The organism is Chitinophaga pollutisoli, assembly GCF_038396755.1.
GTDB classification, from domain to species: Bacteria; Bacteroidota; Bacteroidia; order Chitinophagales; family Chitinophagaceae; genus Chitinophaga; species Chitinophaga pollutisoli.
This window is the reverse complement of record NZ_CP149822.1, coordinates 3,984,225-4,005,255: the sequence shown is the minus strand read 5'-3', so window position 1 is coordinate 4,005,255 and position 21,031 is coordinate 3,984,225. Positions and strand designations below refer to the sequence as shown.

Genomic DNA, 21,031 nt, shown 5'->3' with positions numbered 1-21,031 from the left:
CACCGGAGGGCATTTATATACTTTGAAATCAGCCTTTCTTCTTCATTTCCCGCACCATACTCCGCACCACAAACCCCAGGAGGCCCACGACCAACACAATTCCCATCCACACCCACCACCTGGAAGTAAAGAAGTCCTTGCTTTCAGCAACCGCATCTTCTTTCCGCAACGCCACCGGTTCTCCCGGCGCTAACACCGCTCCCGCCTGCCGCCGATAGTTCGCCGCGAAATACGCCGCGTCGTATACAGGCGCCCGTTGCCCGGAAGCCCCGCCGCGCAAGGCGTAACGGCCCGGGGCCAGCTGCGCGATCATCTCCCATTCTTCCTGCCACAAACCTGCCTCTCCCGATACCAGCGGCGGATTATCTCCGTTTTCGACCTGCAAAACCAGGCTGTCGTACGCCGCCGTTCCCTCCAGCGAAAACCGGTTGACTGTATCTTCGGAACGCACGCTGCCAAACGCCAGCTGCCTTTCCCGGCCGTCTTCCAACGCATACAATACAGCCTCCCGCCGGAACATGGCCGGCTCGCGGAACTGCAGGCGCAGCTCCCGCAGCGGATAAGCGGCCGGGAGCGCGATAAGGAAACGGTCGGTGCGGCGGTCTTTCCCTTTCAGCAACTGCATCGGCACCCCGGCGATCCGGCGGACAACTTCCCGGCGGTCGGCATTTTTGCGGAAACCGACGCAATTGAAATGTATCGGCGCGCTGGCGCTATCGTCGATCACCATCCGGAAATACCGGAAACCGGATAAGGGCAATGTAATCGTTTCTTCTATGATGGTATCTTTTCCCTGCACGGGCACCGCCGCCGAGGGGTCCAATTGAAAGGGCGGGCGCAGCGCGTACCATTGCCGCATATCATTGCTTCCCGTGAGCACCACGTTCTTCCTAACGGCAGTATTGGCGTACCGCAGCCCGAATTCCCGGATGGACTGCTGCGGCTTCGGCTCGAATACGATCACCGTTTTCTTTCCGGGAACGGATACCAGCTCAGGGGTGGCGTAGGCCAGGAAGTCGCCCTCCGACAGCCATTCGTACCTGCGTTCGATGAGATAAGGGACCTCCGCGGAGTCGCGGAAAATCCGGATATCCCATTCCCCGTTGCGCCAGGCTTTGGCGCTCAGCGCGGGTGTGACGGGGATGCGGTAGAAACCGGCGGACTTCACCTCCGGCAATAGCGCTTCCCATCCAAACGCGGGGCGCTCCTGTGCGGAGGCGCCCATCACGCCCAGTAACATGCCGATGCTAATCAGGCAGTCTTTCTTCGTTTTGCCCAGGTTGATCATCCGTGAGAATAATTTTCTTTAACCGTTGATACATGAAAGATATCAGCAATAATAATATACCCAGCGAAATAAACGCCGCAATCTTCCCGCCTTCACCCAATCCCGACAAATCGAACAGGAACAATTTCAGCAAGGTAACGGCGAATACCGCGATGGCCACGATCCGCAGGTCGCGGGATTTGCCCCGCAAACCGGCAAACATCAGCGCAAAAGCAAACACGCCCCACAACAACGCATATCCCGTCCGGTGAACGGTGCTCAATGTTTCCTCCGCCGCCACCGGCGCGCGTACCATCACGGCAATGTGCGACAGCTCCGCGCTGAGCACAAACAACATCATGAACGGCAGGAACCAGTTTATCAGGATATGGAGGGCATCCTGCTTCAATGCTAAAACCGTTTTCCGGAATTCCATCATCAGCCAAACCAGCAAACCGATCTGCACGTAATGCAACAGGAAGCCCCACAGCGGCATATCTCCCGATAATACCAGCTCCCGCACTTTCACCACGGCTGTATTATAATATACCAGGTAAGCGATGGCAGACAGGAAAGCCAACACAGACAATACGCCCGCGCCTTTGTCTTGCCGGCGGTTGGCCACCGCCATCAGTGCTGCCAGGTACGCGAAATTGAATATTCCCGTAGCCACCGGCGTCAACGATGGACGGGATGTATGTACCTGTTCAACGATCTCCAGCATCACCACACCATACAACACCAACACGAACACGACCTGCAGGCAGCGCACCATCATCCCGGAAGAAACGCCCGGGAAAAACGGTGATTCCGTTGGCTGGTGGCGCACCTGCCGCAATAACAGGTACACCGCCGCCACCGCAACGATCCCCGTTATGAAGGCTTTATTGATAACAGGCCGGAGGCCACCTGCGGTATATAATTGTGCCCAATCCATCCCCAGGCTGATCAGCATCAGGACCAACACGGCCATGGAAGCGTATTTAAATTGCACGATCCCCGACTTTCCATGCAACCAGAAAATCAGCGCGGCTTCCGCTGCCCAGAACAGCGTGATGTAATTTCCTTCGAGCTGCACGGGGGCCGCCAGGCTCATGAAAGTGAGCACCAGCCCGATCAGGAGATATACCAGCGTGCGATCGGCGCGGCTGTTGCGGAACAGGAACCATGCAAACACGCAGTTGAACACCGCCATCAGCGCGGTGAACAATCCCTGCCACTCATTCCACCCGAGTCTGGCCAGCAGGAACATGCCCAGTCCGTAGAAGAAAAAGGTATTGCTGATAAGAATACCGATTTCCAGTCCGCCGAATCGCATGCCATTGCGGACGTTATTAATGACATTCATGAGGAAGAAAACAATGTAGTGCAGCATGGCGAAAATCAATACAGTAGACAAATCACCTAACCGGACGTCTTCGTCTTTCATCGCGCCGATCCATATGCTACCGGTAAAAATCATTAAAGTGATGCCGTAGCAGATGATGTTTACGATATTCCATTTTTTGAAATACGCCAAAACGAGCATGCCGGTGTTCAGGATCAGGACCCAGGAGAAGAAAACCGGCAGGTTGCCCTGGCCCGTGGTGACCATAAACGGCGCGCCGAAGCCACCAAGAATCGCCAGCACGGCCAGTTCACGCCGGTCGTAGCTGACGGCAAGAAAAACCGTGAAAGCCGTGATAAGCACCGCCAGCAAGAATGCCACCGTTTGCCCGATCAGGTGGTATTGATGGAATGCGATAGACACCGTAAAATACAACACCGCCACGCCGCCGCCAACCAGTACCGAACTGAAGGCCGCGAAGGATTTGCGCATGCGGTGCGCCAGGGCGATGAGCGCCCCGCCGCAAAGGAGGCCGATGAACGTCCGGCCGATTTCGTTGATCCAGTTTTTATCGATCGCGAATTTGAGGAAAAACCCGATACCGATCACGAGGATGGCGATACCGATTTTATTGAACAGGTTTTCGCCGATGAATTTTTCGAGGTCGGGGTTTTTCTCCATGAACTTTTCCAGGAAGGAAGGCTGCGGTCCGGCCGGGATGTATTTTTCTTCCTGTTGCGCTTCGGCTGCCCGGAAGGCTTCCTGCATGGCGGCTTTCGGCTCCGGCGCGGAGGCCGGCTCCTGCGAAATGAAGACCGGTTCCGGTAATGGCGGGACGGGTTCCGGCGTTGGTTGCGGGGGAACCTCGTATGAAATCCCGATATCCGGGGAGATCTTCGGGGATGACTGGGCTTGCGGGGCCGGGGGCGTTTCCCTTTCTTCCATCACCTGCCGCAATTGTTCCAGCTGCAGCGTAATCGCCTTCAGTTTCGAAGCAACTTTACCCTGGTTCGACCATATCGTCACCAGGATCACGATCAACATCACAAAAATGAGTGTCAGCATAGGACTTTGGGATTATTCCGGTAAATATAAACATTTGTCGATATCCCTTGCCATTCACCGCCATTGCGGGCCGTGTTGTTATAATCAGTAAATTAACGGCATGAAAGAAGAATATATCGGTCTTCCTTTGGTGAAGAATGAAACGGACCACCAGTTTGAGCTAACGGTGGAAGGGCATACGGCCATCATCGTGTACAAAGAAAGCGGCAGCAAGATATGGCTCATCCATACCGAGGCGCCTGCCGAACTGGAAGGCAAAGGCGTGGCCACGGCGCTGATCGAAAAAACGCTGGCTTACCTGGAAGAAAATCACTACACCCTCGTACCCCTGTGCCCTTTGGTGGCCGCCTACCTGAAACGCCATCCCGAATGGAAGCGCATCGTAGACCCTTCCGTCACCCATCTTTAAAAACATGGAACCTGCGCAACATACCGTCATCAACAACGAAGCCAACCTGCAGCTGGAAGTATGGCTCGATGGAGAAGTGGCGACGCTCACCTATCGTTATTATAAAAAAGACATTGCTTTCATGCATACCACCGTTCCGGCGGCGATGGAAGGCAAGGGCGTGGCCACCGCATTGGCGAAGGAAGCTTTCCGGCTGGCCGCGTCCCAAAAAAAGCTGGTGATGGTGTATTGCCCTTTTATAGCAGGTTTCATCCGGCGCCACCCGGCATACCGCGCGCAGCTTGATCCGCAATACCGCTGACCGCTCCTAATTTTCCAGCACCGAGCCCCGCAGGTATCGCAGCTTCTCGAAACTATCCGTTTCTTTCCAGCCGGCTTTCAGCCAAACATCTTTATGCTGCGGGTTCGCATACAGCACTTTAATGCTTCTCGGGCGGCGCGCCCTGCTTTCTTTCACCCTTTCCACAAAATCCTGCATAGCAGGTTCGTTGAAAGGATTGAACAGGAAGATGACGCCCGTTTGGTCGGGGATGGACATCTTCCGCGCATCGGCGCAAAGCACTTCGTATTTACCCGGTTTTACGGAGGCGCATAGTTCGGGGGATAATTCCACCCCCACAATTTCCCTGAACCCGTAAGCCTCCGCAATGGCGAGCATCCTGCCTTTGCCGCTGCCCACATCCAGAAAAGCCGTTTGTTTTTCCGCTTCCGTAACATGATCCATGAGCCATTCCGCCGAGTAATAATTCACGGGTTCGTATTGCGTGGCCATAGCTTTGGCGTCTGTAGAAATGGCGTCCCCTAGGTAATGGGTGCCAATGGTGCGAATTCCGTATTTCCGCTCCCCGGCGATTTCGCGGCGGATCACGAACCAGGCCATTTCGATGCCCCAGTACCAGGCGAGATAACAGAAATACCATATGTAGCGCATAACGGGAAAGATACAAAAAACCCCGGCCCAAAGGAGCCGGGGTAGTTCATTTCATTAGCATGATTTCCGTATCAAGGTGTTAATGCCATCTGTAGTTGAACGCGAAGGCGGGATTCCACCTCCGGTCCTTCGAATCCTATATTAGCAAATCGTACCCGGCCCTTTTTGTCGATGACATAAGTGGCGGGAATGATGTTGAAACCGAATTTTTCGCCCACATTGGCGTCGGTATTGTAATACACGGGGAAGGAATACGTTTTGTTCCCTTTCCAGTTCTGCGCGTCCTGCAGGGTGTTTTTCGCACCGCTGTTGACGATCATGAACACCACGTCGGGATTGCTTTTGAACTCGTCGTACAGTTGCTGGATATAGGGCATTTCCTGCATGCAGGGAACGCACCAGGTGGCCCAGAAATCGATGAACACAACTTTTCCGCGCAGCTTTTTGACATCCACCGGTTTCCCTTTCAGGTCGGTGAAAGCACTCAGGTCCGGCGCGGGGCGGTCGATCATCTGTTTAGCGATAGATGCTTTCAGCTCTTCCAGGCGAAGCGCGTTCACCGCGGCCAGTTCTTTATCCCGGCCGGTTTCGCGGTAGAAGCGGCTTACGTTTTCGAGGGTTTCGTGATCATGGGATGCCGCAAGCGCCTGTTGCATCTGCGCTGCTGCTTCCTGGTCTTTCCCTTCCAGCATATCGATCAGCCCGGTCATGGAAAGCAGGTTCCCCCGCGCCTGGGCGTTCACGGCCCGGCGGGTGCTGTCATCTACTTTGGGAATGATATGCCCCGTTTCCGGGAAATACCGGATAAGCCCGGCGGGCCATTTATCGGCGCGGGCCAATGCCATTGCCGTATATTTACGGGCAAGCGGCAAAGCCACATTGTTATCGATCAGCGTCTGCGCCATGCTTTTGTAGAAGCGCGGCAGATAAGGGCTCGTGGTATCGTGCTGCACCTTCCCTGCGTGGTATGCCGTTTTCTCCGCATCTTTTCTCACGGCGTACAGCTCGAACAGCTGGTCGTGGTAAGATGAGAAGTCTGCGGTATTGGCCGCGGTTTCGGCCTGCAACGCCGCTTCCAGCTGCCGGATGCGCAAAGCCGTATCTTTTTCCCGGCCGATGAAATCCGCCCGGAGATCACGCCCCAGTCCGGATTCCGGATACTTGTCCATCACTACCTTCCGGATCGAATCCAGGCGGGAGGGCTCCCCTATCATGAGGTACCCCATCGTCACCTTGTTGATATTCCCCCGGTCGGAAGGGGCCGACATCCACTTCGCCGCAATCACATCGTAAGCCTGCTGCCGGAAAGCCTTCTTCTCTGCATCCGTTTTCGCCAGGGATTCCTTATACAACAGCAACGACAATTGGGATTCGTAATGATCCGGGAATGCCGCCAGCTCCTGTTCGTACAGCGCCGCCTGTGCGGCCCTCATGCCAGGCGCTTTCCCCATCTGAGCGGCGAGGCTGCCGCCGCGGAAGAACAGTGCGCCGCGCACGGGTTTCCCGTTCTTAAAAACCATCACCTCGAACAGCTTGCCGGCAGCCGGCCGTTCCGTTACATTCCCGCTCACGAGCGAAAAAGTTGCGAACGCCGCGTAAGGCGCCAGCTCGAAACGGGTGACCCACTTCCCTCCTTCCCGCTGCATCGGCAATTGGATGGGCAGGTCGTAGAAGTTGGAGGTGACGAACTTCAGGGTAACGGCGGAAGCGTTGGCGGGGATCGGGCCTCCGGGAACGGAGGGGTCCAGCGTAACGGTCACCGTTTGCCCCGCCTCAGGCTTTACCGGCGAAATCACCACACGCTCCTGCGAGCGCGCGGTGAAACCGGTAATTATGAGGAGGAGGATTACAACCGAAAGATTATTTATAGCCTTCATTCTGTGACAGGTTGATGTTGGTACTTCTCGCATAGGAAGGGATCGGGTACAGCGTATCGGTCGCCTGCCAGTTGGCGCCTTTGATGGGGCCCAATACGGCGGTGGAGCGATGGGTACGCTTGAGGTCGAACCAACGGTGGCCCCATTCAGCGAACAGTTCAAACTTGCGTTCCTGCTCTACCGCCAGCAACAGTTGGTCCTGGTTCAGGGCTGTTGAAAGAACGGGCAGGTTGGCGCGAAGCCGGATGGAGTCGAGGTCGCTGCGGCCATCCGTGAGTTTGTTCTGCCGGATGCGCGCTTCCGCACGGATGAGGAATTGTTCGCCTACGCGCAGGAGCATGGTATGTTCCTGCGCCGGGGTAGCATTGCGGACTTTGTATTTGGCGGCCCAAAATATCGTCGCGGATCCTACTAGGCGGGTGCCTGTCCAATTGGTAAGACGGTCATCACCCGCCTCGAATTTCGGGATCAGGTTTATAGTATCCAGTCGAAAGAGCGGACCGCCGGTAGCACCGGCAGGAACACCCACATTGGCCTCCCAGGTATTGCGGCCACCTGCTACGTTTACGGATTGCAGCTGGAAGATGGCTTCGCGGCTGTTGGCGAGGAACACGCTGTTGAGATTTTTGATCAGCTCGTAATTCCCGTTCGTAATCACATTGTTGGCTTCCGTTTCGGCCAGCGCCCATTCGTGACGGTAGAGATACACCCTGGCCAGCAATGCGGAGGCGGCTGTTTTATTGGGGCGCACCCGGTTTCCGTTGAGATAATTATCACCCAGCAACTGCTTGGCTGTTTTCAGATCCTGTATCACCTGATTGTAGACCACTTCCGTTTTCTCACGCCCCAGTTTTTGCGAAACGCGATAATCCGTTGTAAGCACCAGGGGTACATCTCCATACATATTCACCAGGTAGAAGTAGAAAAATGCACGCATGAAATACGCTTCTCCCAACAGCTGATCTTTCAGTGCTGGCGTTACCCCGGTAGACGTGGTCAGTCCCTCCACACATGCGTTGGTAGTGTAGATATATCCGTAAATGGAATTCCAGAAACGCTCAACATAAGTGCTGTTTGGCAAAAGCCGGGCCTGGCGGAATACGTCGTAATCCTCGTAGGGGCTCACGTAATACACTTCGTCGGCATGAATCCCTGCCACGAAATTCATCATGACGTTCGCCCACTGATAGTTGAGGCTGTTCATGGAGATATACAACCCGGTTACGGCCGCGGTTGCATTCTTGTCGTTATTGAATACCAGCTCGTCCACCACTTCCGTTTTGGGTGTTGGCGTATCCAGGAATTTGTTGCACGACATGGTGAATGTCGCGGCGAATATGATAAGAAGCGAAAATCGTTTCATCTTGTAGCTTTTGAAATGGTTATAAACTCAGCTGAATACCGGCGGTGATCGTCTTCACTGGCGGTAGGCGGATACCCTGTGTTTCTGGGTCCATGCCTTTATAGTTTGTAAACGTCAGCAGGTTCTGCGCATTGGCATATACGGCCAGGCGGCTCAGTTTTATTCTCCGCGCATATTCCGAAAGGTCGTAACGCAGCGATACGTTCTTCAGGCGGATGAAGCTGGCGTCACCCCAAACTGCAGTCGAAGCCCGGTATACGTCAAACAACGTATTGGCAGGATTGGTAGTCGCTTTGGGGATATCCGTAACATCGCCGGGTTTCTGCCACCTGTCCAGCGCTTCGCGGCCCTGGTTGAAGCGGGTACCGTAAGCATTGGCCTGCGGACCGTAGTTATATTCCTTCCCTTCCTGCTTTACGAACTGGAATAAAAAGTCCAGTTCGAGTTTTTTGTACCGCAGCGAGTTTTGCAGGCCGCCGTACATTTCTGCCATGTTGTTGCCGAGGATCACGTAATCGGTGTATTGCGTGGGCCGCCCGCCGGAACCGTCTTTCGTCCAGAATACGGGAACGCCGTCGTGGGCGCCTACATACAGGAACTGGTATCCTTTCTCGATGGTCAGCGGTTCGCCGACTACGTACGTGTCGCGATATACGGAGCTTTCAATATTGTCGAACTTCTTCAGCTTGTTCTTCGGAATGGTGATGTTAAAGGAAGTGCTCCAGTTGAAGTGATCGCGCTGCATATTCACAGTCGTCACGTCAAATTCCCAACCGGAGTTCTGCACAACGGCGTCGAAGTTGTCGCGCAGATCGGAGAAACCTACCTGGGGCGTAAGCGCCAGGTCGATCAGTTGGTTATCGGTCAGGCTATGGTAATAGCCGGCGTTGAAGAGGATGCGGTTTTGGAGGAAACCCAGCTCCAGCCCCAGTTCAGATTTCCTGGTTTCTTCCCAGCGGTACAGCGAGTTGGCGATACGCGCGGGAACGAGTCCGTTGCTGCCGTCGTACACATACGCGCTGTTCGAAGAAGCCCAGCTGGCGAGGTAATCATAATAACCGATGTTGTCGCTGCCCACAGATCCGTAGCTGCCGCGGAGCTTACCATGGGTGAGCCAGGTGAATTGTTTCATCCCGTTCTCTTCGGAGAATACCCAGGCTGCACCTACGGCGCCGAAGTTGCCCCAGCGGCTATCCGGACCGAAGCGCGTGGAACCGTCACGACGGAAACTGGCATTCACAATATACTTGCCATCCCAGTTATAGTTAACGCGGCCGAATACGGAATTGTAGCGGTACATATAATAAGTGAGGTTGGTATTGCGAACGGTTGCGGAATCCGGGATATGCAGGAATTCGTCGCTCGAGAACTTGCTGGCGTCGGTTCGTTTACCGTCGCGCACGTTCTCCTGCCAGCTGGCGCCCGCCATTACGGACAGCTCGCCCTTCGCGATCGTACGCTTGTATTCGATCTGCGGCTCCACCACCCAGGAGTGCGCCTTCATTTCACCAAAGCTGGCGGAACTGCCCGTTGATGTGGTAGGGTTGAGGGTTTTATTGGGGACAAGCGATTCCTGCTCCATCGTATTCCGGGTATAACCGCCTGTCACCTTCGCGGTTAAACCGTCGAGGATCGTATATCGGATTTCGCCGTTCGTAAGCAGGTTGCCTGTTTTGGATTCGTAACCACGCCCCAGGGGAGCGATGGGATTTTGATCGTTACCGAACCAATAGTAATTCCCGCTGCCGTCGAATTCGGGATAGTTCGGCGCCAGGTTGTACACATACGACATATCGCTGGACAGGGAATTGTTTTTTTCCCCGCTGTAGCTGGCCGATGCCCGGAAACCGAATCGGTTGTTCTTGCTGTTGTGGTCGAGGCTGAAGCGGCCCGTACCTCGGTTGTATGCGAGATCGTTTGGCAGCACGGTCCCTTCTTTCCTCCAGGTGCCGCTGGCCATATAGCGCGTTTGCGCATTGCCGCCGGAAATGGAAAGTTGCGCCTCCGTTTGCTGAGCTGTATTGCCGATCAGGCGCTTCTGCCAGTCGTTATCAGCGTTTTGGTCCCATTCCACGATATCGGGCGCGTTCGTCTCGCTCGGTGTAATATTGTCATTGGCAAAGGCTTCCTTGCGCATGGCGAGGAATTCGGATGTATTGAGCATTGGCATACGGCTCACCACTTTGCTGCCGCCGCTATACACATTGGCGTTAACTTTCAGCTTCCCTGATTTGCCTTTTTTCGTAGTGATCATCACCACGCCATTAGCCGCGCGGGAACCATAAATCGCCGTCGCATCCGCGTCCTTCAGCACGTCGATCCTTTCGATGTCAGCGGGATTGATGGCCGCGAGCGGGCTTTGGTTACCACCAGCTACCGGGATCGATGTGTTCATCGGCGCATCCAGGTAGGGCACCCCGTCGATCACGTAGAGCGGACCGTTGGCCTGCAGCAGCGAGTTCTGGCCGCGGAGGGTTACGTTGAACGTGGTGCCGGGCAGGCCGCTGTTGGAAGAAATGAACAATCCGGGAACGCGCCCCTGCATGGCGGCGAGGGGGTCGGTTACGGGACTGGTGGAGAGGTCTTTGCTTCTCACGGAAGAAACGGAGCCGGTGAGGCTCTTGCGCACGGCGGAGCCGTAACCGATCACCACCGCTTCGTCGAGCGCGCTGATATTCGGTTTGAGGCGGATGCTGAGCGCGCCCGATCCTACAGTCACTTCCTGCGCTTCGTACCCGATGTAACTGATCACCAGCACATCACCCGGTTCGGCGTTCAGTTTGAACTTACCGTCTACGTCCGTGGCAGTCCCGATCTGGGAGCCCTTGATGCGGATGGTAACCCCGGGCAGCGGGGCGCCGTCGGTTCCGGTAACGGTGCCCGTAACTTCCTGTCTGGCTTCTTTGGCGGAAGGAGCGGTAACAGTCTGAGTTTTCGGTTTAATGAAAATCGTTTTGTCTTTCACGGAATAATCCAGCGGCTGGTTCTTAAAAACCTCCAGCAGGAAAGATTCCAACGGTTGGTTGCTGGCCTGGATGGTTACCTTGCCTGCATTGCGCAACAGCTCCCTGTCATAAAAAAACAGGTAACCCGTTTGCCGCTTTACGGCGCTGAACACTTCTTCCAGCGAAGCGTTCCGCAGTTTGACGGAAACATTCTGGGCATAGGTGGAGGCCGACGCGTTCAGGCAGGCCGCCAGGATAAGAAATGCTGTCAATCTCATGATACGTCTGAGTTTGGTTGAGCGCGGCCCCTTCAAAAAACAGGGGCGGGCATGATCGGTCAATTGCATAGATTTGCATTGTCTGGTTAATAGTAATACGATTCCTTGCTAAAATGCCTGACATTCGCCGGGGGTGGGTCCAATCACCTCCGGTTTCTGTTTTTTTTATAATGGTTGTATGATGATTTTCGATCCTTCTATGGTAAACGTCATCCCCGATACCCGCAGTCCATCCAACACATCCTGCAAGGGCAGGTTTCGCTGAATCTCACCGTCAAACCGGCGGTCGGGTACTTTCCCCTGAATTCCACTTCCACATCGTACCAGCGCTGCAATTGCCGCATCACGGTGAGTACGCCGGCGTTCCGGAAGTAGAAAACTTCGTTCCTCCAGGCCAGGGCTTCCTCCATATCCGGTTGCGTTTCCACTACCGGGGCCCCGCCTGCAATGGCCGCCTGCTGCCCCGGCTGGAGCTGCCTGGTTTCCCCTCCTGCCGTTACCGCAACTGACCCGCTTACCAGGGTGGCGCGGATAGCCGGCTCGTCGGTGTAGGCGTTGATGTTAAATTCCGTGCCCAGCACGGTCACTTCCGCCTTCCCGTCCACGGCTACCCGGAAAGGTTTCGCCGCATCCGGTTGAATATCGAAATACGCCTCGCCTGTCAGTTCCACTTTCCGTTCACCCGGCCCGAAAGCCAGCGGAAAGCGCAGGGACGATCCCGCATTCAGCCATACCTGCGACCCGTCGGCCAGCGAGATGCGGAACTGTCCGCCCCTCGGTGTGCGGAGGGTATTGTATTGCAGTTCGCCTGCCTGGCTGCCCGGCAGGTACACCAGCGATCCGCCTTGCTGGGATGCCGTGGCGCCCTGCTGCGCGAAGGTTTGGTTGCCGGCGCTGTCCAACGGGATGGTGGTGCCATCTGCCAGGGTGAGCACCGCTTTGCTGGTAGCGGGCAGGATCGTTTGCTGCACGGCGGCAACGGGCTTTTGGGGTTCCCGCCCCGGCTTCCAGAGCCAGAGCCCCGCCGCAGCGGCCACGGTTATGGCAGCGGCGGCCCACCAGCGGTAAGGCATGCGCTTCACTTTCTCCTCACCTGCTACCACCGGGGCGGGAAAATGTTTTTCAGCGAACCGTTGCCAGGCCGCTTCTTCGTCCGCAGCCCCGAACTTCGCCAGCCGGGATTGCAGGCCCGGAGCGTCGGTCATGCGGTTATAAAAGTCCTGGTGCTGCGGATCGGCGGCCAGCCATTCCTGCAGCTCCCGGGCCTCGGGCTCGTTCAGTTCGCCCCGAAGCTCCTTCAGGATCAATTCGGCGGCTCGTTGTATCAGTTGTGGGTCCAACATCAATTATTTTATATGGATTACTATAGAAACAACAGGTTTGTTATTTCGATGACAAGATTTTCAGGTTTTTTTTGAAAATTCTTCAGTCTGCGGAATTAACGGGTATAAAATCCTTATCAACAGGATACAAACCGTTCCCAAACAACAATGTGTAATGCCACATTCCCGGCAACCGGCGTAAACCGCCTTATCAGGCCATCTTTCCGTTACGTCCCGGGCTGCAACCATCCTGCCGGCAGGATAATCGTCACTTAACTGTCAGATGAGCCACCTCTAAGCTACCTTTAAGCCACCTGTAAGCCATCTATGTCCCACCCTATATAAGAGGTGGGACATAGATGGTTGTCATGTATCGTACCTATATCCTGAAACTGGTGATACTAACTCAGCTGCGTGCTATAAACCAGCGGTTGCCCTTCCTTCCTACCGGCTTATCTATTTTCCTGACCGCTGCAAAATATATCTGGATGTTATTCGTCCTCTAAAACAACCGTTCTATTGCGGCCATCCACAACTCCCCATGAGAAGATTATATAAAATATTGAAATGCATGATGATAGTGTTGATTGTATTAGTAGCCCTCCTGGGCATCGCCACTTACTGCTATATGAAACGCCCCCAGTTCGGCGCGCTCCCCGAAGGCGCCCGCCTCGCCGTTATCCAAAGCTCACCGCACTTTAAAGACGGGCGCTTCCGGAACCTGGTGGAAATGCCCGTGATCACCAAAGGATACTCCATGACCGGGGAAATCTATAAAACCCTGTTCCGCAATTTCCCCGACCGCGAGCCCATCAACCCGCTACCTTCCATTAAAACCGATCTCCTCGCCGCCCCGCGCGACAGCGATATGATCGTCTGGTTCGGGCATTCTTCCTTCTTTCTCCAGCTCGGCGGCGTCCGCTTCCTGGCCGATCCGGTCTTCAGCGGCAAAGCCTCGCCACTGCCTGGCGGCGTCCGCGCATACAAAGGCACCGATATCTACACCGCCGCCGACCTTCCCGGGATCGACTACATGCTCCTTTCCCACGACCATTATGACCACCTCGATTATGAAACGGCCGTGGCGCTGAAAGACAAAGTGAAACACGTGGTTTGCGGCCTCGGGGCAGGCGCGCATTACGAGCGCTGGGGTTACAAACCGGAACAGATTATTGAAAAAGACTGGGACCAGCAGCTGGAAATCCAGCCCGGCTTCACGCTCTTCACCGCCTCCGCCCACCACGATTCCGGGCGGGGATTCACGCGGGGGCAAAGCCTCTGGCTCAGCTTCTTCCTCCGCGCCCCGCATATGAGCGTGTATTACAGCGGCGACGGCGGATACGATGCGCGTTTCAAAAAGATCTTTCAACAATACGGCGCGCCCGACTGGGCCATCATGGAATGCGGCCAGTACAACGAAGCGTGGCGCTCTGTGCACGAACTGCCGGAAGAAGTAGCTAAAGCCACGGAAGAACTGCATGCACGCAACCTGCTGACGGTCCATCACTCCAAATTCACCCTCGCCCAGCACCCCTGGTACGAGCCCCTGGAAAAGATCTCCATATATTCCGAAAACAAGTCTTACCGGCTGGCAACGCCCATGATCGGCGAAACCGTCCGGCTGAACGATCACTCCCAAAAATTTGCACAATGGTGGAAGAACATACAATAATATCCTCAGTGGAAATGGCCGGTGAAAGCCAGCCAGGCGTAGAATACGGGCAGGAGGTTGCGTTTGAGCAGCCCGGCGCGGATCAGTTTGAGGGCGCGCAGCTTCTGGGTGCGAACGGTGTTGTAGGAAATGGACAGCGCCCCGGCAATCTCCTCGTTCTTTTTCCCCTCCAGGTAGCTCATCCGGAAGATGCGCCGGCATTGGGCGGGGAGCTCGTCGATCTCACGGTAGAGGCTGGCGATGATCTCCGTTTCAGCGAGCCGCGGGTCAAAAGCGCCAAGGTCGGAAAGGGTATCGCCGGCAAAATAGGCATAGTCTCGATCGCGCGATTGTTGCCGTTCCTTTAATTTGAGATGATTGAGGCAGGCGTTGCGGACGGATACGTACAGCCACGAACGGAGCGCCGCGGCGTTGGGGAATTCGGGCCTTTTATCCCAAAGTCGGGAAAATACTTCCTGGATAAGGTCTTCCGCCTCCTGCCAGTCGTCTACGATCGTTCCGGCATAATAGCAGAGCGCCTTGTAATGCTGCTGAAATATCTCCCTGAAAGCATCCTGATCTCCCAGGGCTACCCTGTCCAGCCATTCCTTTTCCGTATTTCTGTCTTCAGACAATTAAGCTCCTTCAGTTGTTTAGTTCCGGTTCCAAACCTTAAAAATACCAAAAAGAGGCGTTTTTACCCAAAGAAAAAGGGCAACCGATGTGGCTGCCCTTTCCTGTTATATCCGTAAAATTTACTTCCTGATGATCTTGTCCAACGTTTCCTGCGCCAGCGGATGATAGTTGCCGCGATATTTTCCGTAGATGGAACGGGCCATGGCCGCGTTCTCCGGCGATTTCATCATCTCCGTGTACAACGGCGTGAGGAATTTGCGGCGGCCAACAGTGCTGAGAAACTTGTCCATATTCGCAAAAGCCGGCTTATACCCCGCCGCCACCGCCATGATGAACCACTGGTTCGCCACTTCGCTGTTGCCGGTGGAAGTAAAGCTGAATGCCTTGTCCAGCTGCTGCATCTGCGCCAGCTGCAACGGCTTCGGCATCTTGCGGAGGAAGTGCAGCCATTCGTGGGAAGTCCAACCGGTGGTCTGCAAAACCGTTTCCCCTTTCAGGAACTTTTCCCGCTCCGCGTCCACCTTTCCGAACCGCGCCTGCGGTACGCGCGGACAATTATCCGGAATCCCCGGGCCATACACCCACTCCTTCACCCGGATCTTCGCCGCAAGCGAGGTATCACCCTGCAGCAACTCATCGTTGAAATATGCCAGGAACTGTTCGGTAGACATGGTTTTGAATGCATTTCCGTTGAAATACCGGTACAGGAACGTATCGATCTTCTCCCGGCCCACCGTTTCTTCGACCCTGCGCAGGAAATGCGCGCCTTTCTCGTAAGCGATGTCCGTCAGCCCGTCTTCCGCGTTGCGCCCTTTGAGATCGAGCTTCAGCCAGGTGTCGCGGTTGTCTTTGCCCAGGCTTTCCACGGTTTCTTCCAGGTCCTGGTACCCCAGTTCCCACAACATATCCGCATAATCCGCGCCCATCATGGCCTCCATGATCCTGCGCTCGAAATACACGGTAAAACCTTCGTTCAGCCAGAAGTCTTCCCAGGTGGCATTGGTCACCAGGTTACCGCTCCAGCTGTGCGCCAGCTCATGCGCGATGAGCGACACCAGCGAGCGGTCGCCCGCTATAATCGTGGGTGTTGCGAACGTCAGCCTCGGATTTTCCATCCCTCCCAGCGGGAAACCCGGGGGCAGCACCAGCACGTCGTATACGCCCCAGCGGTAGGGACCGTACAGGCCTTCGGCCGTGGTCACCATTTTGCCCACTTCGGCGAATTCGTAATGCGCCTTATCGAGCATGGCGGGCTCCGCGTAAACGCCGGTGCGGCCGTCAATCGCGCGGTAGGCTACATCACCGGCCGCGAGGGCCATGAGATAGGCGGGAACGGGCTGGTCCATCCGGAAGTGATACACCCCGCTGTCGTTTGCCTGGCGCGGATTTTCGGCGCTCATGAGGGCCACGAGGCCCTGGGGAACGCTCACCCGCGCGGCGTACGTGAAACGGATACCGGGACCGTCGGGCCCGGGGATCCACGTCCGCGCATAGGTCGGCTCCGACTGCGTATACAGGAACGGTTGTTTCTTACCGAGGGTTTGCGCGGGCTCCAGCCATTGCAGGGCGGTGGCGCCGGGCGCGGTTTTATACCAGATCCGCACGAGCGAATCGTCTTTTTCCACGGGGATGTTCAGCCTGCTCCCGAGGAAAGCCACGGCGGAGTCCAGCCAATGCGGCACAATGCGGCCGTTGGCGGTAACGCTGTCGATCGTGAGGCCGTCGGTATCCAGGCGTAGCACGGAAAGGGATTGAGGATTGGCGAAGTGCCAGGCGGCGGCGCCTTCGATCCGGTGCGTGGCGAAGTCGACACGGATATCAAGATCGAGGTGGCGGATCTGGATGCTGTCTGCATTGGAGAGCGTGTGCAGATCTTTTGCAGCGGCGGTGTTCGTGTTTTCCTTCCGGCTTTCCGGGGATTGGCAGGCGGCGGCGAGGAGCGCCCCTGCCAGCAATGCGTATCTCATTATTGCAGGTTGTTTTGGTTCAGACTGTTGTGCCTTAGCGCAGGGGTTCGGGCGTTTTCTTCGGCGTTTCCATAATATACAATCCCCTGCCTTGCAGCAGCGGCGTGAATTTCGCCAATCTTTTCTCAAATCCGGCAAAGTCCTTTTTCTCCGGCGCCGTCCAGGCCGCTTCCGCCATCGCCAGCAGGCGCGGGAAGGTCATGAATTGCAGGCGCCCTTCGGATTTGATGACTTCCGTCCACTGGTTGGCCTGTATGCCGATGATCTGTTTGCGGTTCTTGTCGCTGATGGCGGGATAATCGTCCAGTTTGAATTCGTACACGCGGCGGAGCGGATTGAACTCCTTGCCCCAACGGCGGCCCGAAGTATGCGAACTGTCCTGCACGAAATCCAGGTACAAAGGCAGGCGCGGGCACATCACCACGTCATAACCTTTATCCAGCGCGATCTGCAGCTGTTCCGGCCTTTCCTGCCGCCACCAGAAAACGATCGTTTCTTTCGTGGGCAGATTGGCGGCGGACACTTCATCCCAGGCTAACACCTTGCTGTTGATGGCCTGCAGCGAATCTGCCATGCGGCGGATGAAATAATGCTCCACGTCTACGAGCGTTTTCAGCCGCTCGCGCTTCATGAGGCTTTGCACATGCGGATCGGTATTCCAGCTGGCGGAACCGAAGCTCACTTCGTCGCCGCCGACGTGGATCATGCGCGAAGGGAACAATACGTTCACTTCCCGGAGGATGTTGGTCAGGTATTGATAAGTGCCTTCGATGCCGGGGTTGAAAGTAAATTCAGGGTATTTCTCCGTGCCGCCGCCGCTGAACTGCGGATAAGCTCTGTTGGCAGCCGTGGCATGGCCGGGCATGTCGATTTCAGGGATCACGGTGATGGCGCGTTCCGCGGCGTAGGCCACGATTTCGCTGATCTCGTCCTGGGTGTAGTAAGCCGCGGGCGCGAGGGAATCGGTCGTATTGCCGATGCCGCCAACCAGCGACAGGCGCGGATATTGCTTAATCTCTATCCTCCATCCCGGCGCGTCTGTCAGGTGCCAGTGGAAACGGTTGAGTTTATACAATGCCATCTGGTCGATCAGCATTTTGACGGTTTGCTTGCCGAAGAAGTGGCGGGACTCGTCGAGCATGAAGCCACGCCATTTCATCGCGGGCTGGTCCTGTATCTTCCAGCAGGGAATTGTCGCCTGGTGGTGTGCGGTCGCAGAAAGGCCCGCCAGCTGGATGAACGTCATCACCCCATGCACAAGCCCTTCTTCTCCGCCGGCCTCAATGCGCACCTGGCGGTTGTTCATATCGAGGGAATACGCGTCGGCGGACTGATTACCGGTACCGATGACGATATGATTCGGGAAATTGGCGATGGGCGTTTTGCTTTTGCGGTTATTAAATTGCTGGTGCAGCTGCGGCGGCGCCACTTGCACGCGGATGCCGGTATACTTCAGCAGTTCGCGTTGCAACAGGCCAGCCTCTTTGAGCAGTGCTGGTTTCGAAACGACGATCACTGTTTTATCGTTCAGGATAAATTGCTGGTTGGCCGGAGCGGCGCGCAGCGGCGCGGGGATCACCGGGCAGCTTTCCTGCGCGGCAGCGCACAGGGTAATGGCAAAAGTGGTAATGAAAAGGAGCGTTCTTAACATGGCGTTTGTGGAAATTGAATGAAGTTTTAAAGATAATCATCAATTCCGAACGAACATATTTACTACCTTCCTTCTTTAAATACGCCTGCCATGCTGAACCTTAGCCTCAACTACCCTTCCGTTCCCGCGGAGGCCGATATCTTCCGGGAATATGTCAGCCAGTTGAATGATCGCGATCAGTACGACCTGCTGCATCCATCCTACACGCCCCTGGACGAATATTCGCTGTCCGCCCTCGGCAGCCATCTCCGGTTCGATCCCGCCATGGTGGCCGTTACGCCCGTGCCCAGTGCAAACAGCGGGCTCTTTACTATCGCGAAATATTTCCGTGCGCATACGGCAAACGTAGCCATCGAGCCATTTACTTTTCCCGGATGGCGGATGATCGCGGAAGATGCGGGATACCGGCATCATGTGGTGGAATCGGATGCGGAAGGCATGCTGCCGGAGTCTTTGGCGGAATGCATTGAAAATAACTCCTGTAAACTTATCTACCTGCAACCCACGCTCCACAACCCCACCAACGCCGTGATGAGCCTGGAACGCCGGATGGCGATCGTGAACGTGGTGCGCAATTTCCCGGAAACATATATCATCGAGGACGACGCCTACCGCTTCCTCCATGCCGATCCCCCGCCCTCCTTCCTGGAGCTGGCGCCCGACGTCACGTTGCATGTCTACAGCTTGTCGAAACCCTTCAATCCCATGCTGCGGGCGGGCTACCTGATTCACCCGGCGCAGCTGATGACCGGGGCATCGAATTTCGTAAAGATGACCTGCAGCGGAACATCCACCCTTTTCACACGCTTCGGCATTCATCTCATCGCCAACGGATGGCTCCGCAAGCTGGCGGAACAGAAGCGCGAAGCGGCTACGGCAGGACGATTGCTGATGGAAAACTATTTCCGCGGAAAACAATATCTCAGCCATCCGGACAGCTTCCATTACTGGATTCCCTGCCGCGAACCGGAAAAAGTAACTGCATTTTTGCTCAGCCGCCACATCGACATCAGCAACGGAAAAATGTTCTCGCTCACAACCAATGATCAATTCGTGCGCGTAGCCCTGGGCGGTGCTTACGATGCCCCTCAGCTCCCGGATGCCTTGCGCACGATCGCGGAAGTGGTGTGATCGGTCCATTTCTTATGGGGTTAGTTATCTGCGCCCGTACGCAGTTGCGTTTCGTAATCGTTCAGCCGGACCAGCACCCTGGCGATCCATTGCTTGCAGGCGGTAACGGTGGACAGGCTGGGGTGCTGGTACTTCACCCGGAAGCTGTCTTCCGCACCCGCATCCGCTTTCCGCAGGTGCAGCATATCGGCCAGCGATGTAAAAACCTGTTGCAGCGATGCGGTTTTAACCAGTCCTTCTTCAAGATAGACCCTCGCCATGAGGGCGGCCTGCGGCACAGTGAGGCGGGTTGACCAGGACGCGGCTTCCGCTGTTTCCCGCGCGGGCGCCATGAGTTGGCGGATGAAAATGCGCTCTTCCTGCAGCCATACCAGTAGCTGGTCGCGGATGTGGAAACCGCCGGGGCGCAGCACCCTCAGCCTGCTATCCGGCTGCCTGCGTTTCAATTCGCGGGTGCACCATGCCAGCACTTTCATTCTTTCGCGGAGGCTCTCATAGCGGTACATCTCGCGGCGCACCGCTTCCACACAATACACAAAATATCCCGCTGCATTAAAATTCAGGCTTACGAGCAGGTGGTGAATATCTCTGACCGGATCGCCGGAACCGGCATGGGCGGGATGGGTGAAGATCAGCAATTTCGTTATGAGGTCGCGGAGGAAGAAAAGCTCGCCAAAAGTGATGCTTTCCTCGGGGCGTTCCATGAAATTCCAGGCGGGTTCGAGCACGAGGCGCCTGAATGGCGCTTCTATACCGACGAGCGACATCCCCTTGTCAGCTTTCAGCAAGCGCGGAAGGAGCAATGACCTTGCCACGCGGGCGTAGGTTTGCGGAAGGAGCAGCTCCGGCGACAGATCGTCACGGAAATGCTGCTCCAGGCTGGTCATGATTTCCAGCATCAGTTGCGTGGCTTCTTCATAGTGGGTGGCTATGGCCTTATGCGCGCGGGAGATGTCGTCGTATCCGCGGAGAACGTCCAGCAGGCGGACGACAGACCGCTGCCAGTACCGGACGGCGGCTGTTCGGCGCGGGTTACCGGCGGGGAGGTCAGCCAGGCGGAGGAATAACGCGATGAGGCGGTTTTTCTCGGTTTGCAATTGTTCAAGGCACTGTGGTAGTTTTTCGTTCATTTCGGTGGATGCCTGTGGACAAAGATGGACGGTTATGATGTGATTTAACAATGTCATGGGTCTATGTAAAATAAGTGAAGC

Annotated in this window: 15 protein-coding genes; 4 read left to right on the top strand and 11 right to left on the bottom strand. The window is 55.9% G+C overall.

All coding sequences use genetic code 11. The annotated features are described in order from the left end of the window. Positions 1 to 28 precede the first annotated feature (28 nt). Both WJU16_RS16790 and WJU16_RS16785 read right to left on the bottom strand, forming a co-directional pair. Positions 29 to 1,288, bottom strand: a complete 1,260-nt coding sequence (locus WJU16_RS16790) for a hypothetical protein (protein ID WP_341834637.1) — start codon at positions 1,286 to 1,288, stop codon at positions 29 to 31. Further along, entirely contained in the window at positions 1,248 to 3,659 is a 2,412-nt protein-coding gene (locus WJU16_RS16785) for a DUF2339 domain-containing protein (protein WP_341834636.1), read from the bottom strand. The genes WJU16_RS16790 and WJU16_RS16785 overlap by 41 nt, the downstream gene beginning before the upstream one ends. 100 nt (positions 3,660 to 3,759) lie before the next feature. Between WJU16_RS16785 and WJU16_RS16780 the strand changes: the two genes are divergently transcribed. Both WJU16_RS16780 and WJU16_RS16775 read left to right on the top strand, forming a co-directional pair. Then, positions 3,760 to 4,068 carry a GNAT family N-acetyltransferase gene (locus WJU16_RS16780; protein WP_341834635.1) on the top strand — a complete coding sequence of 103 codons (309 nt, stop codon included), beginning with the start codon at positions 3,760 to 3,762 and terminating at the stop codon, positions 4,066 to 4,068. A gap of 4 nt (positions 4,069 to 4,072) precedes the next feature. Continuing rightward, complete coding sequence (locus WJU16_RS16775; protein ID WP_341834634.1) at positions 4,073 to 4,369, top strand: GNAT family N-acetyltransferase; 297 nt, start codon at positions 4,073 to 4,075, stop codon at positions 4,367 to 4,369. A gap of 6 nt (positions 4,370 to 4,375) precedes the next feature. On the opposite strand, the gene WJU16_RS16770 is transcribed toward WJU16_RS16775, so the two are convergent. The 5 genes from WJU16_RS16770 to WJU16_RS16750 form a co-directional block, all read right to left on the bottom strand. Further along, entirely contained in the window at positions 4,376 to 4,999 is a 624-nt protein-coding gene (locus tag WJU16_RS16770) for a class I SAM-dependent methyltransferase (protein WP_341834633.1), read from the bottom strand. Positions 5,000 to 5,070: 71 nt separating this feature from the next. Beyond that, entirely contained in the window at positions 5,071 to 6,876 is a 1,806-nt protein-coding gene (locus tag WJU16_RS16765; RefSeq protein ID WP_341834632.1) for a TlpA disulfide reductase family protein, read from the bottom strand. Continuing rightward, positions 6,860 to 8,239, bottom strand: a complete 1,380-nt coding sequence (locus WJU16_RS16760) for a RagB/SusD family nutrient uptake outer membrane protein (protein WP_341834631.1) — start codon at positions 8,237 to 8,239, stop codon at positions 6,860 to 6,862. The genes WJU16_RS16765 and WJU16_RS16760 overlap by 17 nt, the downstream gene beginning before the upstream one ends. 19 nt (positions 8,240 to 8,258) lie before the next feature. Further along, positions 8,259 to 11,462, bottom strand: coding sequence for a TonB-dependent receptor (locus WJU16_RS16755; protein ID WP_341834630.1), 3,204 nt, complete (start codon positions 11,460 to 11,462; stop codon positions 8,259 to 8,261). A 209-nt stretch (positions 11,463 to 11,671) separates the two neighbouring features. Next, positions 11,672 to 12,805 carry a FecR domain-containing protein gene (locus WJU16_RS16750; protein ID WP_341834629.1) on the bottom strand — a complete coding sequence of 378 codons (1,134 nt, stop codon included), beginning with the start codon at positions 12,803 to 12,805 and terminating at the stop codon, positions 11,672 to 11,674. 550 nt (positions 12,806 to 13,355) lie between these two features. On the opposite strand from WJU16_RS16750, the gene WJU16_RS16745 reads away from it, so the two are divergent. Next, entirely contained in the window at positions 13,356 to 14,456 is a 1,101-nt protein-coding gene (locus tag WJU16_RS16745; protein ID WP_341834628.1) for an MBL fold metallo-hydrolase, read from the top strand. A gap of 5 nt (positions 14,457 to 14,461) precedes the next feature. Here the strand turns inward: WJU16_RS16745 and WJU16_RS16740 are convergent, their stop codons facing one another. From WJU16_RS16740 to WJU16_RS16730, 3 genes are all read right to left on the bottom strand, one after another. Next, positions 14,462 to 15,070 (bottom strand): RNA polymerase sigma-70 factor, encoded by a 609-nt coding sequence (locus tag WJU16_RS16740; protein ID WP_341834627.1) that lies wholly within the window; start codon positions 15,068 to 15,070, stop codon positions 14,462 to 14,464. A 120-nt stretch (positions 15,071 to 15,190) separates the two neighbouring features. Then, a complete protein-coding gene (locus tag WJU16_RS16735) occupies positions 15,191 to 17,038 on the bottom strand; it encodes a M1 family metallopeptidase (protein WP_341834626.1) in 1,848 nt (615 codons plus the stop codon). Positions 17,039 to 17,072: 34 nt separating this feature from the next. Then, on the bottom strand, positions 17,073 to 18,689 hold the full coding sequence (locus WJU16_RS16730) for a beta-N-acetylhexosaminidase (protein WP_341834625.1): 1,617 nt from the start codon (positions 18,687 to 18,689) through the stop codon (positions 17,073 to 17,075). Positions 18,690 to 18,779: 90 nt separating this feature from the next. Between WJU16_RS16730 and WJU16_RS16725 the strand changes: the two genes are divergently transcribed. Further along, positions 18,780 to 19,820 (top strand): aminotransferase class I/II-fold pyridoxal phosphate-dependent enzyme, encoded by a 1,041-nt coding sequence (locus WJU16_RS16725; protein ID WP_341834624.1) that lies wholly within the window; start codon positions 18,780 to 18,782, stop codon positions 19,818 to 19,820. Between the two features lie 20 nt (positions 19,821 to 19,840). Here WJU16_RS16725 and WJU16_RS16720 read toward each other — a convergent pair whose 3' ends face one another. Next, positions 19,841 to 21,007: a hypothetical protein gene (locus tag WJU16_RS16720; RefSeq protein ID WP_341834623.1), complete on the bottom strand. Its 1,167-nt coding sequence runs from the start codon at positions 21,005 to 21,007 to the stop codon at positions 19,841 to 19,843. Positions 21,008 to 21,031 lie beyond the last annotated feature (24 nt).

Bases quoted from the DNA above. Each gene is read 5' to 3' on its own strand.
- WJU16_RS16790 (WP_341834637.1), bottom strand. From the start codon at position 1,288: ATGATCAACCTGGGCAAAACGAAGAAAGACTGCCTGATTAGCATCGGC.
- WJU16_RS16785 (WP_341834636.1), bottom strand. From the start codon at position 3,659: ATGCTGACACTCATTTTTGTGATGTTGATCGTGATCCTGGTGACGATA.
- WJU16_RS16780 (WP_341834635.1), top strand. From the start codon at position 3,760: ATGAAAGAAGAATATATCGGTCTTCCTTTGGTGAAGAATGAAACGGAC.
- WJU16_RS16775 (WP_341834634.1), top strand. From the start codon at position 4,073: ATGGAACCTGCGCAACATACCGTCATCAACAACGAAGCCAACCTGCAG.
- WJU16_RS16770 (WP_341834633.1), bottom strand. From the start codon at position 4,999: ATGCGCTACATATGGTATTTCTGTTATCTCGCCTGGTACTGGGGCATC.
- WJU16_RS16765 (WP_341834632.1), bottom strand. From the start codon at position 6,876: ATGAAGGCTATAAATAATCTTTCGGTTGTAATCCTCCTCCTCATAATT.
- WJU16_RS16760 (WP_341834631.1), bottom strand. From the start codon at position 8,239: ATGAAACGATTTTCGCTTCTTATCATATTCGCCGCGACATTCACCATG.
- WJU16_RS16755 (WP_341834630.1), bottom strand. From the start codon at position 11,462: ATGAGATTGACAGCATTTCTTATCCTGGCGGCCTGCCTGAACGCGTCG.
- WJU16_RS16750 (WP_341834629.1), bottom strand. From the start codon at position 12,805: ATGTTGGACCCACAACTGATACAACGAGCCGCCGAATTGATCCTGAAG.
- WJU16_RS16745 (WP_341834628.1), top strand. From the start codon at position 13,356: ATGATGATAGTGTTGATTGTATTAGTAGCCCTCCTGGGCATCGCCACT.
- WJU16_RS16735 (WP_341834626.1), bottom strand. From the start codon at position 17,038: ATGAGATACGCATTGCTGGCAGGGGCGCTCCTCGCCGCCGCCTGCCAA.
- WJU16_RS16730 (WP_341834625.1), bottom strand. From the start codon at position 18,689: ATGTTAAGAACGCTCCTTTTCATTACCACTTTTGCCATTACCCTGTGC.
- WJU16_RS16725 (WP_341834624.1), top strand. From the start codon at position 18,780: ATGCTGAACCTTAGCCTCAACTACCCTTCCGTTCCCGCGGAGGCCGAT.
- WJU16_RS16720 (WP_341834623.1), bottom strand. From the start codon at position 21,007: ATGACATTGTTAAATCACATCATAACCGTCCATCTTTGTCCACAGGCA.